Origin of the sequence: Flavobacterium ginsenosidimutans (genome assembly GCF_037478105.1) — a bacterium.
In the GTDB taxonomy this organism is placed as follows: Bacteria; Bacteroidota; Bacteroidia; order Flavobacteriales; family Flavobacteriaceae; genus Flavobacterium; species Flavobacterium ginsenosidimutans.
In genome coordinates, this window is record NZ_CP147988.1 from 4,153,501 (window position 1) to 4,168,469 (window position 14,969).

At 40.9% G+C, this 14,969-nt stretch carries 14 protein-coding genes; 2 read left to right on the top strand and 12 right to left on the bottom strand.

All coding sequences use genetic code 11. The features are described from left to right. Positions 1-265: 265 nt before the first annotated feature. The 3 genes from V6624_RS18155 to V6624_RS18165 all read right to left on the bottom strand — a co-directional run bounded on the left by V6624_RS18155 (position 266) and on the right by V6624_RS18165 (position 2,497). The gene (locus V6624_RS18155; RefSeq protein ID WP_263522509.1) at positions 266-778 is read right to left on the bottom strand and encodes a response regulator; all 513 of its coding nucleotides are present in this window, start codon (positions 776-778) and stop codon (positions 266-268) included. Positions 779-1,377: 599 nt separating this feature from the next. After that, positions 1,378-1,755, bottom strand: coding sequence for a helix-turn-helix domain-containing protein (locus V6624_RS18160; protein ID WP_338839632.1), 378 nt, complete (start codon positions 1,753-1,755; stop codon positions 1,378-1,380). A 154-nt stretch (positions 1,756-1,909) separates the two neighbouring features. Next, positions 1,910-2,497 carry a Crp/Fnr family transcriptional regulator gene (locus V6624_RS18165; protein ID WP_338839633.1) on the bottom strand — a complete coding sequence of 196 codons (588 nt, stop codon included), beginning with the start codon at positions 2,495-2,497 and terminating at the stop codon, positions 1,910-1,912. Between the two features lie 311 nt (positions 2,498-2,808). On the opposite strand from V6624_RS18165, the gene V6624_RS18170 reads away from it, so the two are divergent. Continuing rightward, positions 2,809-3,192 carry a serine hydrolase domain-containing protein gene (locus tag V6624_RS18170; protein ID WP_338839634.1) on the top strand — a complete coding sequence of 128 codons (384 nt, stop codon included), beginning with the start codon at positions 2,809-2,811 and terminating at the stop codon, positions 3,190-3,192. Between the two features lie 53 nt (positions 3,193-3,245). Next, on the top strand, positions 3,246-3,809 hold the full coding sequence (locus V6624_RS18175; RefSeq protein WP_338839635.1) for a DUF6624 domain-containing protein: 564 nt from the start codon (positions 3,246-3,248) through the stop codon (positions 3,807-3,809). Between the two features lie 98 nt (positions 3,810-3,907). Here V6624_RS18175 and V6624_RS18180 read toward each other — a convergent pair whose 3' ends face one another. The 9 genes from V6624_RS18180 to V6624_RS18220 all read right to left on the bottom strand — a co-directional run bounded on the left by V6624_RS18180 (position 3,908) and on the right by V6624_RS18220 (position 14,958). Further along, complete coding sequence (locus tag V6624_RS18180; protein ID WP_338839636.1) at positions 3,908-4,816, bottom strand: AraC family transcriptional regulator; 909 nt, start codon at positions 4,814-4,816, stop codon at positions 3,908-3,910. 77 nt (positions 4,817-4,893) lie between these two features. Further along, entirely contained in the window at positions 4,894-5,901 is a 1,008-nt protein-coding gene (locus V6624_RS18185; protein ID WP_338839637.1) for an NADP-dependent oxidoreductase, read from the bottom strand. A 1-nt stretch (position 5,902) separates the two neighbouring features. Beyond that, positions 5,903-6,670 carry an SDR family oxidoreductase gene (locus tag V6624_RS18190; protein WP_338839638.1) on the bottom strand — a complete coding sequence of 256 codons (768 nt, stop codon included), beginning with the start codon at positions 6,668-6,670 and terminating at the stop codon, positions 5,903-5,905. Positions 6,671-6,676: 6 nt separating this feature from the next. Next, positions 6,677-7,369, bottom strand: a complete 693-nt coding sequence (locus tag V6624_RS18195; RefSeq protein ID WP_338839639.1) for an SDR family oxidoreductase — start codon at positions 7,367-7,369, stop codon at positions 6,677-6,679. Positions 7,370-7,489: 120 nt separating this feature from the next. After that, positions 7,490-8,080 carry a TetR/AcrR family transcriptional regulator gene (locus V6624_RS18200; protein ID WP_263522518.1) on the bottom strand — a complete coding sequence of 197 codons (591 nt, stop codon included), beginning with the start codon at positions 8,078-8,080 and terminating at the stop codon, positions 7,490-7,492. 386 nt (positions 8,081-8,466) lie between these two features. After that, a complete protein-coding gene (locus V6624_RS18205; RefSeq protein WP_338839640.1) occupies positions 8,467-9,288 on the bottom strand; it encodes a T9SS sorting signal type C domain-containing protein in 822 nt (273 codons plus the stop codon). A gap of 1,158 nt (positions 9,289-10,446) precedes the next feature. Then, complete coding sequence (locus V6624_RS18210) at positions 10,447-13,086, bottom strand: T9SS type A sorting domain-containing protein (protein ID WP_338839641.1); 2,640 nt, start codon at positions 13,084-13,086, stop codon at positions 10,447-10,449. A 363-nt stretch (positions 13,087-13,449) separates the two neighbouring features. Next, a complete protein-coding gene (locus V6624_RS18215; RefSeq protein ID WP_338839642.1) occupies positions 13,450-13,650 on the bottom strand; it encodes a YqaE/Pmp3 family membrane protein in 201 nt (66 codons plus the stop codon). A gap of 126 nt (positions 13,651-13,776) precedes the next feature. Beyond that, the gene (locus V6624_RS18220; RefSeq protein ID WP_338839643.1) at positions 13,777-14,958 is read right to left on the bottom strand and encodes a hypothetical protein; all 1,182 of its coding nucleotides are present in this window, start codon (positions 14,956-14,958) and stop codon (positions 13,777-13,779) included. Between the last annotated feature and the right edge of the window lie 11 nt (positions 14,959-14,969).

Here is a 14,969-nt window from a genome sequence, read left to right on the forward strand (position 1 = left end):
GTGTCTGCAGCTGCTGAGCAGATTATGAAATAGGAAGAAATTTAAAATTAAAAATACAGGCAAAGACACCTGGCTGGTGTCCCACAACGAGTTCCCAAAATTGACCTGCTTCTTTGAAGATCAAAGATTCAATTACCAGAGGACCATCACAGGACTATCTGATCCTTTAGGGGATCTGAATGAAATACAGCTGCTACAGAAAATGGAAAAATGCCTAAAGCACCATCACAGGGAAAAAATAAACGGATAACACTGGCAAGGCCGCTTAGGAGTCCCCCTGCGATATATTCTTTTCTGAAACAAAAAATAATTTTTTAACCGGGTTTAGCAAAGCTTTGGCCCAGTGCAGAAAGAACACCTTCTTTAGGATCATCACAAAGCCGCTGAAGGAATTCGGTTTCTGCACATAAAGGTCCGCCCCCTTCTCAAAGGTTTCCTCAATATCCGAGGGGTGATCCCAGGTGGAGAGCATAACGGCAGGAATGCCCTTAAGCTCCTTATCGGCCTTTATCTCTTCCAGAGCCTGCTTCCCCCCTTTAGCGGGCATATTGATATCGATAAAAATAATATCAGGATCGGGCTGGGACTTATCTTTTAGGGTGTCCACGAGCTCCTGCCCGTTCTCAACGGTGACCACCTCAGAGGAAACATCAGCTTCCTGGAGGGCATCTATGAATAATTCCTGGTCGTCCTTATCATCTTCGGCCAGTATAATTTTCAGGGGCTCTTCGCCATTTAAGCCTTCAGGAGCCGGGTGGGAATTTTCAGAACTCATCATCTTGAAGCGGTTTTACACCCTCAAATTTAGCACATAAATGCCTAAAAGATTTCGATAAGCCAATAATTTTAAAAGCAGCGAGAAATCCAGATCATAAAGAGCCGTTAAAAAATGATGCCCCTAGGCCAGCATCAGAAAGAAAAAGAGCCTTTCGCACGCCCTTTTTCAAAGAGCAGAAAGCCTCCCGCTTAAGGCAGGGAGCCCAGATTTTTTCCACATGCAAACCATCACCCGCCAATCAGATGCAGTTAGCCCCTTTTCATTGCTTCAGCGGGTTTTATTCCGCTTTCTCGAAATGTGAAATTTTCAGGAAAAATTAAGCCAATCATTTCGCGCGAATCAGCTAAAGTGCCATTTTAAAGGACCTCACCGAACTTTAAAAGGTTTTCCAGCTACTGAACTATCATAAGATCATAATCGAGAGCATCTGTTTTCTCAGCAAGCAATAATTTCTTTTTATAAACCGCAATCTGCTCAAGGGACTTATTTTTTTAGCTGGAAATAGCCAAACTGCTTCCCGTGGCAGCGGCTTACCTAAGCCCTTTATTACATTTCCCGCTGGCCTTGCCTAATATCATGCTTGCCCTTAAGATTGCAGACTATAGGGAGCTGCATTTTTCTTTGTAATATTTAAGCTCGAGATCTGTCTTGCCAAGCAGCTTTTCTAAAAGCAGAATCTTATCTTCATATAGCTTTGCAATTAAATGAAAGTTATTTTGGCCATTTAAAGTGCCGTTCTTTTTGATATGCCTTTCTTCGCTAAAATATTTCTGAATCTCAAAATTGATTATATTTTCTACAGAGAGATCGAAAATAACGGCAAGCTGCTCAAGCTTCTCCAGACTCAGGCCTGTTTTTCCTTTTTCAATCTTGCTGTAGCCTGCCTGTGTAATTCCCAGCCGATACGCCGTATATTCCTGAGTGTAATTTTTTAATTCCCTGATGCTTTTAATCTTAGCCCCTATTGACATTTCCATAGTACCATATCCTTTTAATTCTTCTCGACAATATTCAAAGATACAGCTTATCAATATCCATAATGGCAAAATGCTGCATCTCTATTAGTTTTGCGATCGTGTAAAATTAAATTCTAAAAAAAACAACAGCAATAACATTTGTTTACATTTTGGCTCATTCCTGCTCAGCACCCTGTTTAAGGCGGCTTAAATGAACAGAGCTTATGTTAAGGTAAGAGGCAATATAATGCTGAGGCACACGGATGAGTATTTTGGGAAACATAATATTCATGCTGTTATAGCGCTGTATGGGGGTCTGCGTATAAAATCCTTTGATTTTATAATTCATCAGAAAAAAATAGTCCTCTGCAATAAGCCTCCCTAACTTTTCTCCATAAAGAAGATTCTTATAAAGAAATTGCAGCATCTCAAAAGTAATTACGATAACGGTCGTATTTTCAAGTGCCTGAATGTAAAAGTCTGCAGAAGTCTGTTTTAAAAAACTCTCATAATCGGTGGCAAAAGTATTTTCCAGTGAAAAATGGAATGTTTTTTCATCATCATTTTCATCAACAAAATATATCCTCAATATCCCTTTTGCCACAAAATATATTTCACGGCTGATTTCTCCTTTAGACAGAATTATCTCTTTTTTCCTAATGCGCTTAAGCTTAAACATAGACTTACACTGCTCCCATTCAGAGTCATTAATGTCTATATAATGCAATATCAGTTCACGTATGGTTTTCAATTCGCTGTTCATAGATTTCTTTTAGGTTTAACATAACAAAATTTTAATCCTAATAATGGAGCTGCGCCATCACTTATTTTTGCTTTGTTAGGCTATATAAAATAATATAGGCAATTTTATCTGTATAGATGAAAGAGCCAATAGCAATTCTTTACATCTATTTTGATTAAAGACCGCTATGAAAGCTTTTGAATTTAAATAAAGTGGATGCCGCATAAAACTCCACGCTTTGCCCCTCTTGGCTGAAAAAATCTTTACTGATTTTTTTCCATTGATAAAAGCCATCAAAATTGTGCTGGAATGTTTGTCAAAATTAGCTGGAAATGCAATTGCAAAGAATAAGCTATTTCATATCGGGTTCGCTGATGTCTACCGCAGGGGATATGCTCAAATGGCAGAATGCCTTAAATCAGAACCTGCTGCTTGGAGCGAACCAGACCAGCAAGGCTTTTAGCAGGCATAGATTAAACAATGGCGATGAATTTGCATATGGCTACGGCTGGCACATAAAAGATGTAGACGGAATAGCATCTAGGGAACACGGAGGCAGTATTTTCGGCTTCAAAACAATGGCGGTCTATATTCCCGAGCACGATATTTATGTTATAGGATTAAGCAATTGCGACTGTAATTCTCCTACACAGACTGTCAGGGATATTGCTGCGCTGGCTCTTAATATGCAAGACAGGACCCAAGTCGGAAGGTAAGGGAATTTCCGTTGCATTATAATGCATTGTAGAAACTAACATTTGACATTTTAATGGAGAACACCAAAAATATTGCCAGAGAATTAATAGAAATGGCACACCATGACCTGGAGGTGCGCGAAGCGCTGCTAAAAGAAGGAAAGCTGTCACCAGGCTATAATCCCGATATGGAGCGTGTGCATAAAAAAAATGCGCAGCGGCTTGAGGAAATTATTGATTCTCTCGGATACCCTACAAAATCAAGTGTCGGTGAAGAAGCCAGCCAGGCGGCCTGGCTCATTGTCCAGCACGCAATCAGCCTGCCGCTTTTTATGAAAAGATGCTATGCGCTCATATCCGAAGCGGCCAATGAAGTGAGTCCGCAAAACCTTGCCTACCTGCATGATAGGATATGCTATTTTGAAGGAAGGCCGCAGAAGTTTGGCACCCAGTTTGACCGCCGAGGCATGTATCCCGTAGAAGATAAGGCAGAAATGATCCGCCTGCGAAGAGAGCTCCAGCTGGCTCCGCATGACGAAGAATCTATAGCAGAATTTGTGGCTTCAGTTCACAAAATGGACCTGCACCCGCATGACCTGGAGTTTAACCGCTGGCGAAAACAGGTTGGCTGGATATGAAAAACATTACGCAATTATTTTCTGTTCCTGAACTAGGCAAATCGATGATACGCTAAGGAAGATTAGCAGCCATTACTATTAAGGGCTTACCTGCCTGGCTATTTCTTTAGGCTGGACCTCCTAAAATCCGAAGGCGGGACACCGGTATATTTTTTAAAATATTTTACAAAATAGGAATCATCATCGAAGCCCAGACAATGGCCAATCTTACTGATACTGTAGCTAGTCTCAAGGAGCATTCTTTTTGCTTCTGCTAGGATCCTTTCGCAGATAATCTCAGAAGGGCTTTTATCTAATAATTGGCTGGTAAGGCCCGACAATGTCCTGGATGACATCTGCATAAGCGCCGCATACTCGGAGACTTTAAGTTCATTTTTATAATTTTCCTCCACTAGATCAACAAATTTTCTCAATTGCAGCTGCTTTCTATTCTCAGGCGAAATCTGTCGCCCATCAGATGTGCCTGCTTTTTCCCATCTGTGATGAACCTGAATGATAAATGCTTTGAGATAGGACCTTAAAAGCTCCTCATGGCTGTTTTCATTTTTATCTGCCAATTCATTTTTGATCAGCTTTAAATATTCATCCAAAATAAAGGCGTCATCTTGGGTAAGCGAACAAGATGTGTGTTTTTGGCTATCCAGCAGGCCGTGTTTTGAAAAAAAGGAAATATCCTTATTGTCCTGAATCAGAAACTCTTCATTAAACTGAATTAAAACTCCGCTGTAATTGGTATTTCTGTCAAAATAATGATTATCATTTTTAGATAGAAAAAAAAGAGTGTTCCGGTCAATATCCCAGGCTTTAAAATTAACAAAATAGCTGCCGTTCCCCTTTTTAAACCAAATGATCTGATAGTGGTTCTCGGCATGGGCTTTCCTCCTTTTTTTATCATATTTTTTTAAGTAAGCATCAATCTCGCACACAGAAAATCTTGGCGCATTCTGCTGATATTGATTCAGATGATACTCACTGGCATTATTGAGGCTGTCGCTAGTTTTCTGCATTGGCGGCGATTAAAAAATTTATTATTGGCTGAGAGCAAAACCTGCATCAATCAATGAGATTTTACTCCCGGCCTGTACTATTTCTCACTCTTTAATTCTATTACAACCTTGCCTTTCGCGCGGCCGCTTTCTACATACTGCAGGGCCTCATTAGTCTGCTCAAAAGCAAACACTCTATCTACTGTGGGTCTGATAATCCCAGCTTCAATAAGAGCCGCAATTTCCTGCAGCTGGTTTCCTTCAGCCCTCATAAATAGAAAGCTAAAATCAACGTGCTTTTTTTGGGCTTTTCTCCTTATGCCAAAACTAAGCAGCGACATAATGATTTTGAAATACCAGGGCAGTCCCATTTCTCTGGCAAATTCAGGTGTCGGCGGTCCTGAAATAGAGATAGCCTTTCCTTGGGGCTTCAAAACGTTTAATGATTTTTCAAGTGTTTTTTGATCCTGGCTGTTTAACACAGCATCATAATCTTTAAGTATATGCTCAAAATCATTGGTTTTGTAATCGATCAGCACATCTGCTCCAAGATTTTTAAGCAGTTCAAAACTTTTTGCACTTGCTGTAGTGGCAACCACTGCACCTAAGTGCTTTGCCAGCTGTATCGCTATGGTTCCAACACCTCCTGAGCCTGCCTGAATAAATACTTTCTGCCCCTTTTTCAAATCGGCACGCTCCACCAATGCCTGCCATGCCGTTAGTGCCGCCAATGGAATAGAAGCCGCCTGGTTCATAGAAATATTTTTGGGCTTAAATGCCACATCTTTTTCATTGACGGCAATATACTCGGCAAAGGTTCCTATGTGGTAATCCGCAGGGCGGGAATACACCTGGTCGCCAACTTTAAATTTTCTGACATTTTTGCCTGCTTTGATAACAATACCCGCCACATCATGCCCCAGAATCAAAGGCAGCCTATAGGGAAGCATCAATTTAAATTCTCCTGTTTTTATTTTTGAATCCAGTAAATTTAAGCCTGCGGCATAAACTTCAATCAAAACATCGTTGCTGCCCACATCAGGAGCTGCAACATCTGCAAACTCGAGCGCTCCTTTACCATATTTATTTATTACAAATGCTTTCATATTAATTTTTTAAAAGTTGATAGCTTTTCTTCGGATTAATCAATCTATAGGCTGTTTTTGGAAAAAATCTGTTAATTAGGCTAAACAGTTTCGCATCCCCTACACGGATTGTGTAATTTTCCTTTTGAAGCCCGTCGATAAGCCCTTTTACCATTTCTTCGGCAGATATTTTTTTATCTTTCCGGTCTGCAGTCATTTCTGTAGCAACAAGCGGCGGGATCAGTTCAAATACTTTTACATTGCTTCCAATTATCTTCAAATGCTCTCGAAGCGAGACCGTATAAAAAGCCAGTGCCGTTTTAGACGAAGAATAGGTGGCTTCAATCAATGACGGAGCCTGGCTCAATATTGATGTCGTATTTATTATCGCCGCTTCTTTTCTTGATTGCAGCATGTCCATAAACAGGTTATTGAGCCTTATCACCCCCAGATAATTCACTTCCATTTCGTAGGCCGCGCCTTCGGCATGCCTGTCATCTGCAATGCCTAAATTTGACGGTGGCACCAGTACCGCGGCATTATTATACAAAATATCAATGCCGCCCAATTCTCTTACTCTGCTGAAAAGAAATTTTGCATCTTCTTTATCTGCCGCATCGCTTTGAATTGCTGTGATCGCAGGATATGCCTTTTTAGCGGCATCTAATTTGGCCTGATTTCTTCCCGTAATGATTACTTTAGCTCCGATTGCCAAAAACTGCTTAGCCGCTTCAAACCCAATACCGGAAGCCCCTCCTGTGATCAATATTGTTCTGCCCTTTATGTCCATAATGATTTATTTAAAGAATTGTTTAGAATCACCAACCGGAACATCAAACTGATTTTTACCAAGAGCCAAAAACAATTCATCTGCAACTTCATCCGGCGAAATGCCGTTTACCCCTCCTATCTCAGCTGAAAATTCAGTATTTACCAATGGCGGATAGACTTCATAGATTTGAATATTTTTCTCTTCTTCATAAGTAGATCGAAGTGCAGCAGTATAGCTATGCAGTGCTGCTTTGGTTGCTCCATAAGTTGGAAGCAATTTATGGCTTCCAAACACTGCAATAGAGGAAATATTAACTACAGCAGATTCTGCTTTCTGCAATAAGTGGGGCAGTAAAAGCTCCGTAAAATGAATTACGCTCAAATAGTTGGTATTCATTTCTATAGCGGCTTTTTGGTGGGCATTTAAAGTTTCATTCAAAAGATAACTAAACGCTGCCCCGGCATTGTTAATGATTAAATTTACTTCCGGGTAATCTTCTTTTAATTGTTTTGCAATTCGAATTCTATCGGCTTCTTCAGATAAATCGCCTTGTATCGCTGCTGCATTATCCAATTGTTTTAAAGCGCTCTGCAGACGTTCTTCACTGCGCCCATTAATTATTATCCTATTGCCTGACCTGCTTAATTTTTTAGCAATTGCCAATCCTATTCCAGCACTTCCGCCGCTTATGAATATTGTATTCCCTGCTGTTTTCATTAGTATTTCTATTTAAATTATTTTTTATTCTTTAGCTATCAAGCTAACAAATTCCTTTTTTTTAGACTTTTTAGTATATTTTAAAATATACTTTTTAGTATATTTTGAATCAAAAAAAAATTATATTGCATATTGCTCCAATTCAGACTTTAGGCTTTTGACAAGTCCCTGCATTGGTTTTGCTGTCCCCATAACCCTGCACATTACGATGCCGCCTTCAACCGATGCGACTAATTTAAACGCAAAGACAGCGGGATCAAGTTTAGCGGAAAACTCCCCTAAATCAATTCCCTGCTGAAGCAAACCTGCTAATTCCTGCTGACCGGTTCTAAATACTTTAGCAACTTTCTCTTTTATAAGCGGATAATTATCATCTGCTTCTACGGCAGTATTAAGTATCGGGCAGCCACCGGAAATATAGGTTTCAATTGGGTCCTTATAAAAATCCAGAAATGCAGACACTTTGCCTTTAACTGTTTTTGCCTGATAAACTGCCGCTCTGATTCTGTCTGAAATCATTTTCAGCGACAAATCAATAACCTGCTCTGACAGATCTTCTTTATTTTCAAAATGGCCGTAAAGGCAGCCCTTTGTAAGTTTGGTGGCTTCCAGGATATCATCAATATTGACTCCCGAAATGCCTTTTTCATTATAAAGGGGCACCGCAGTTTCGAGTATAAATTGTTTTGTTCTTTCAGCCTTACTAAGCATTACTAATCAATTAGGGTGCAAATATACTAAAAAGTATATTTGGAAATAAAAAATAGCAATATTTTTTGATCCATTTGATTTTTAAAATCCCAATATAGCCAATTGCTGACTGATAAAAATAAAAAAGATCAAAGTATGCATTAATCTATTATTGGAAAACAGATGCATTCTTTACATGCTGAAGAAAAATTAATTTCAATTGCTTTTCTATTGCAAATAATGAAATCCCATTTAAAAATGGCTTTCTGGGTGCAATTTTTCAATTCGTAGACACTTCCGATCTTATCGCCTATTGGCATTTTTATGATATTTTAATGCCCTATTTAAAAAAAGCGGCAGAATTTAAAAAAAAACTGCCGCTGGAAAGATATAATTATGATGTGAAATTAAAATAATATTTTTTTTGATGTCCTGCTCCCATCTTCAAAAAATACCCTAATCAGCAATACCTGAGGGCCGGATCGGATGCCATCAATCTCTAAATCAAATGTTTTTATCTGCGGAATATTGTAAATGAGCCTCCCTGCCGCATCATAAATTGAAACCTGCTCCACGGCGTTCCCGTAAGATTTTAATGTGATCACTTTATTTTTTGAAACAACTATTAGATTTTCGGGATTATCCTCAAATTGGGCATTTCCTAAATTTACCTGGGCAGCATAGCGAATTATAAAACGATCTGCAAAAGTTCCTTTTTCTGTTGAAAATGTATAAACACTTTTTTTCAAATTATGTATAGTACCGGTCATTTTATCCTCCAGATAAATATCCTGATCAGCTAAATCGCCATCTGCATGATCAATTGAAATGCTTAAATCTCCGACAATTTCAGACCTGTAGCCAAGAGGAACCGTATCGCTAAGAAGAAACGGCAGGCCCCGTCCTTGAATCACCAGCTTCTTTCCTTCGTTAATGCTGTAAAAATCCGCATATTTATTTGCATCCATGGAAACGGCATCGTAATTGTAATCATAACCATTGGTTGCTCCCTGCATGTAGCCAATCAAAAGCTGCTTAAAAAGCCCTTCATTATTAGTCAGATTAAGCCATACTCGGTGCCTTTCAACTGCGGGAATACTCTTGCAATATAATATAGAGTGGCTGCTGCTTTGAAATACAGGCCTGCCCAAAACAGAATGGGCATGTAGAAAGCCTGATAGCACAAAAGAAATTAAAAGCATAAAATTTAATGAGTATTTTTTTTTCATATCGTATAATTTAAATAAGTACTAAGTGGGTAAATAAATTTGCTGGCTGCTACTCTAAAATAATCTTAAGCTATTGATTGCATTTTCGCTGAAATTAGGAGAGTAAATTATACTTTGACAAAAAAACAGGAGGTGAATTTGAGCTTACAGTCATAAAAAAAGATATTTTATTTATAGGATTTATCTCCATGATTAAAGTAAATTTATAATTGCACACTAAAAATTTATTTATATTTATGCCTTTAAAAGTTATAAATATCCCACTTGCCAAGAGAGGGCAAGAGGCAAAAACATGCTTTCTCAGAGACCCGACGGCATCCGTAAATTATCTATAGTTTCAATCACTGGCCAGTAAGCCAGCAATTGAATTTCTATATCTACTCAGACCGTCAGTTTTTACCAAAACAGCGGCTTTTAGATTATTGATATTGATTCAATTCAATCTCGCAAGGATGGAGCAAAAGGAATCATAAGCTTCCCCCAAAAAGCCTATCAACATCTTAAATAGAAGCGTCTTTTATAACGATTGCAAATTTGATTGATTTACTGGCATAGTTCCAAGATCGTAAAGGAGTAAAATATTCTTAATAGTTATAATATTTAACTTCAAAGGTCTTTTTTTAAGGTGCAATAGAAAATATATAACAGCAGTAAATTATAGTCATCTATATGTATGTATGTAAAAAATAATGATTTCAATCATTATTTTTTACATACGGCAAATGGACTTGATACATTTTTCCGCCACAAAAAGCTGAGGCAAATTTTAAAGAAATTTCAGCTTGAAGTGGATACCTTTTTAACGCAAAAAATTAAGGAAGAAACATCTCCTCCTGCATGACAATGCAGATCCACAATAATTTTGGCTATCGTCTGATTTTGAAATTCCTTCAATATCTATTAAATAGATGCGGCAGAACCGGCAAAAGCCTTTTTAAAGCTTATAAAGACCAAAAACGAAAGAGACGGCCAGTAGGCCGTCTCTTTTACTATTGGATAATTAATTTTCATATTCTTTTTCAGTCCGTTCCGACGCTATTCCATAAAAGCGCCTATCTGCGGCACTGCCTCTTTTCGGTGAATTTAAAAAAAGAAAGCAAAGCTATTCCAAATGCGAAAGCCCCGTGCATTATTCTTAGTACTGGCTTTTAAATGCGGCTAGTTTATAATGACCTTTTTGGTGGCTTTTCCCTGACTGGTGATCACCTGAAAAAAATATATTCCTTTTGCTAAAGAATTGACAGCGATAACAGCCTTCTTTTCTGTTTTCACCAATTGCCCTAAAGCATTGTAGACATATACTTTCTCCAATGCCAAACCATCTTCCAAACTAATGGTTACAGCCTCTGATGCTGGATTCGGATAAACTGAAAAACTGCCCAGAACAAAACTGTCTGAACTCAAAACAGGCGATAGGCCATAGACGCGGACATGGCCATTCGTGCCATTATAAGGGGCTCCAATGGCCAGCGCACTGCCATCTCCAGACAGAGAGACAATATGGCCGCTTTCATCTCCAGGCGCTTCCCCATCTATATCGGATCCTATTTTTATCCAGGCGCCAGATACATTTTTATACACACGAACCGATCCGGAACGGTCTCCTTTTCCATCATTGTAATGGGCTCCAATTGCCAAAATACTGCCGTCACTGGAAAGGGAAACGCTATAGCCGCTCTCATCAGAAAATGCTTCTCCAATTATATCTGCCCCTATCTGTGTCCAGGTTCCCGAAACGTTTTTATACACTCGGACATATCCGTTATATGATCCGTCTCCAAGATTTCCGGGAGCTCCAATGGCAAGAATTGTTCCATCACCAGAGAGGGATACACTAGTACCGCTTCTATCTCTAACTGATTTCCCATCTATATCGGCACCTATCTGCGTCCAGACACCAGATACATTCTGATAGACACGCACTGATCCCGCATAAGTTCCGCTGCCGCTGTTTAGATAGGCTCCAATAGCTAAAGTATTTCCATCACTGGAAAGGGAAATGCTATTGCCGCTATAATCCCCGGCTGCTTCTCCATCTATATCCCCTCCTATTTTTGTCCAAGTGCCAGACACATTTTTATACACACGAACCGATCCTGTAGCATCTCCCTTTGCATCATTATATGGAGCTGCGATAGCCACGACAGTGCCATCACCGGAAAGGGAAACACAAATGCCAAAATTATCTCCAGCCGCTTCCCCATCAATATCGTCCCCTATCTGTGTCCAGGTGCCAGATGCATTCTGATAGACGCGAACTGATCCAGCCTGGTCCCCGCTGGCGTCATTTGCATAAGCTCCAACAGCCAGAATGGCGCCATTGCCCGAAAGGGAAAGGCTGTAGCCCAAATAGTCGCCTATTTTTTCCCCGTCTATATCATCTCCTATCTGCGTCCAGATGCCGGATAGATTTTTATAGACCCTAGCCGATCCTGTGTGGTATCCGCCTGCGTTTGCCTCATTTAGCCAATCTCCTACGGCAATGATGGTGCCATCATCAGAAATGGAAGCGCTGACGCCGACCATGCCTTCAGATGGGTCTCCTTTTATATCATTTCCCATTTTTGTCCAGATGCCCGATACATTCTGGTACAGCGAAACTGCCCCCGCACCAGGTCCGTTTCCATCATTATATGGAGCTCCGGCTGCAAGGGTCGCGCCATCTCCCGAAAGGAAAACGCTAGCGCCCAAATTATCTCCGGCCGCAACTCCATCCATATCTGCCCCCATTTTTGTCCAAGTGCCCGATATATTCTGATACACCCGAACTGATCCCGCATCAGCTCCATTTCCCTTATTTAAAGGCGATCCAATTGTTAGGATGGCACCATCGCCAGAAAGGGAAATGCTTTTGCCGCTGCTGTCTCCAGCCGATTCGCCATCGATATCGCCTCCTATTTTTGTCCAGGTGCCGGATGCATTCTGATACACCCGAACTGATCCTGCATCAGCTCCATTCCCATCATTTCCTGAGGCTCCAATAGCCACCGTATTGCCATCGCCGGAAAGGGAAACGCTAGTGCCGCTATTATCTCCTCCTGCTTCTCCATCTATATCAACTCCAATCTTGGTCCAGGTTCCCGCAACATTTTTATACACCCGAACTGATCCCGAATCAGTTCCATTTCCATCATTTCCGGGAGATCCGATAGTCAAAATACTGCCATCGCTAGAAAGGGAAACACTAGAGCCGCTGGCATCTCCAGCCGCTTCTCCATCTATATCGGCTCCCACCTGTGTCCAGACTCCGGCAACGCTCTCATATACCCTGACAAATCCCGCGTCAGTTCCATTTCCATCATTTCCTGGAGATCCAATGGCAATGATATTGCCATTGCTGGAAAGGGAAATGCTGCTGCCGCTATTATCCCCAGCCGATTCTCCATAAAAATCCGACCCTATCTGCTGCCACCAACCGGAAACATAATAATACAGCCTGACCAATCCCGCATCAGCTCCCCCCAAATCATTCCCTGGAGATCCAACAGCAAGAGTATAGCCATTACCGGAAAGGGCGACGCTGCTACCGCTATAATCGCCAGCCGCCACTCCATGAATTTCGTATCCTATCCTTCCCCAGCTGCCCGAATCGTATTTATATACATTGACAGATCCTGTTTCATTCCCCCTATTGTCAGTGCCGGGAGATCCAATGGCAAGGGTCTTGCCATTGCTGGAAAGCGAAACGCTGCTACCGCTATGGCGTGCAGTGGGTTCTCCATAAATATCATCTCCAATTTGCACCTGCCCCATACCCAATAAAGGAAGCAGAATAAAAAACAGTAATTTTTTCATCATAATTTTTAAGGTTAATTGAATCAGATCTTCTAATAACTTGAGAGCACGAATATAGCTTTTTTTGTGTTAAATTTTATTTTTTGCACGGCTTTATCTATAAGCCCAAATGCATTTGCTCCGGTACAGGCGCCATCCAATCTCCAGCTTGTTTCACCTGATCCTTTTTGCAGTCTGAAGCCCAATGGAAGGCAGGGCCAATACCTTTTTTGCCGCAAAAATTAGGTCTATCTATTATATAATCTAACGGCTAGAAACTATCAGATAGCATCTTGTCGCAAATTCATTCAGGCATACAGAGCAGCCGCACGCGAAAAGCCCCTGAAAACATCCCACGCTTCCAGAGGCTCCATTGGTATAATCAGCTTATCTAGTTCTAACTGCTTTAATAAGCTTAGCGTTTCTTCTGTCCGCTCTTGAATTCTGGAGCGACACCACAGCCCATATGGCTGCGGGAATCCAACCGATCAGCGTAATCTGAAGAATAAGGCACAGCAGCGCGGTCAGAAGCTTTCCTCTGAGAAGAAAAGACAGCGAGGGAAAGAATATGGCAATTAAGGTCATCATAGTTTTAGTTTTAATGGTATTTACAGTTAACAGCAAAAGGATCTAAAACCCTTTCTTAAATACTTAGTCGATACAGAGCCTGTTTTGTTTCAGAAAAACAGCATTAAATGTCAGACAATTAAAAAATCAGTACGATCTGATCTTTCGGATCATCTTCTCCAGAGTCAGTATGGCTATGTTTTTATCGTTCTCTTCCGCACTGTAGGATTTGCTCCGAACCGACTGGTAGGACAGATCCTTTTTAAAGGCCGTTGAGAGATGGGGCACTATCCTCTGAAAGACCAGGCTCATGGATCTGGACTTGACAATGCGCGCTTCATCTGCCGCTCGAAGGATAATCGCGATCTGATCTGCAGACAGATCGCACTCCAGCTTATATTTATGCCTCTCCTCGGAACTCAATTCTGCATTCAGAACAATCGCAAGTTCAGCCTGCTTCTCCAAATATCCAAGCTCATGCTTAAACCAGTTCTCCATAACGGTTTTAACTGGCTGCATCCCAGCATTAAAAAAAAGCTTATCGCTGCAATAGATCTGGCTGAACTCCTTAAAATACAGACTCAGCAGAATGGCCTTTTCGGAAAAGTTTTCCTTCGCCTCCATTTTTGACACAATGCGCCTTTCCAGCAGACTGATATAGGCAGGGCTGTTAAAATTCAAGCCGATCAGCTTCCGGTCAAGCGAAGAGAATAGGCCTTCTTCCAAACAGTCAGTCTCTACGAGCCCATTTAGCAGGGTTCGCTCATAGAGCACCTGACGGAAAGTTACCCTGCTTCTGCTCTGCAGTGACAGCGCTTCGCCCAGTTCCTGAGCCACCACTTTTAATGCCTCCTGCATTTCTTCGCTGTCAGATTTCCGCTTCTGAAGGCTGCTTAATTTCAGCTGCAGCTCCTTGCGGGAAACCAATAGATAGGTGATCGGGACTTTTTCATCCAGACTCAGATAGCCCGAATAGCGCTGCTCCAAAAAGGACAGCAGCCCATCCAGACATCCAATGACCGCTTCCCCGCATTTTGAGATAAGAGCCGATTGGAATATGATGCTTTTCTGGCTGTCTGACATCCTATCCAATAGAAAAATTAATGTCGAATGGTATTTTCGGACCAGAAGGCGGATCTGCCTCTTTCGCCTAAGGGCAAATATTTCATTTTTAATCCGAACCTGAATCTGCTTAGATTCTTTTGCCGCATCTTCTGAAATTGCAGCCAGCTCAGCTTCTGAAATTTGGCTAAGATCTGTCCTATTGGGATTAAGGCGTTCCAATATCAGATTATCCAGCCATTCTAAAGGATATTTGCTCTTCATCATTTTCATGTTTT

Excerpts from the sequence above, each read along its gene's own strand:
- V6624_RS18200 (WP_263522518.1), bottom strand. The coding sequence starts at position 8,080 with ATGCTTAGTAAGGCTGAAAGAACAAAACAATTTATACTCGAAACTGCG.
- V6624_RS18205 (WP_338839640.1), bottom strand. The coding sequence starts at position 9,288 with ATGAAAAAAAAATACTCATTAAATTTTATGCTTTTAATTTCTTTTGTG.
- V6624_RS18170 (WP_338839634.1), top strand. The coding sequence starts at position 2,809 with ATGCAATTGCAAAGAATAAGCTATTTCATATCGGGTTCGCTGATGTCT.
- V6624_RS18195 (WP_338839639.1), bottom strand. The coding sequence starts at position 7,369 with ATGAAAACAGCAGGGAATACAATATTCATAAGCGGCGGAAGTGCTGGA.
- V6624_RS18180 (WP_338839636.1), bottom strand. The coding sequence starts at position 4,816 with ATGCAGAAAACTAGCGACAGCCTCAATAATGCCAGTGAGTATCATCTG.
- V6624_RS18215 (WP_338839642.1), bottom strand. The coding sequence starts at position 13,650 with ATGATGACCTTAATTGCCATATTCTTTCCCTCGCTGTCTTTTCTTCTC.
- V6624_RS18190 (WP_338839638.1), bottom strand. The coding sequence starts at position 6,670 with ATGGACATAAAGGGCAGAACAATATTGATCACAGGAGGGGCTTCCGGT.
- V6624_RS18155 (WP_263522509.1), bottom strand. The coding sequence starts at position 778 with ATGATGAGTTCTGAAAATTCCCACCCGGCTCCTGAAGGCTTAAATGGC.
- V6624_RS18165 (WP_338839633.1), bottom strand. The coding sequence starts at position 2,497 with ATGAACAGCGAATTGAAAACCATACGTGAACTGATATTGCATTATATA.
- V6624_RS18210 (WP_338839641.1), bottom strand. The coding sequence starts at position 13,086 with ATGATGAAAAAATTACTGTTTTTTATTCTGCTTCCTTTATTGGGTATG.
- V6624_RS18160 (WP_338839632.1), bottom strand. The coding sequence starts at position 1,755 with ATGGAAATGTCAATAGGGGCTAAGATTAAAAGCATCAGGGAATTAAAA.
- V6624_RS18185 (WP_338839637.1), bottom strand. The coding sequence starts at position 5,901 with ATGAAAGCATTTGTAATAAATAAATATGGTAAAGGAGCGCTCGAGTTT.
- V6624_RS18220 (WP_338839643.1), bottom strand. The coding sequence starts at position 14,958 with ATGATGAAGAGCAAATATCCTTTAGAATGGCTGGATAATCTGATATTG.
- V6624_RS18175 (WP_338839635.1), top strand. The coding sequence starts at position 3,246 with ATGGAGAACACCAAAAATATTGCCAGAGAATTAATAGAAATGGCACAC.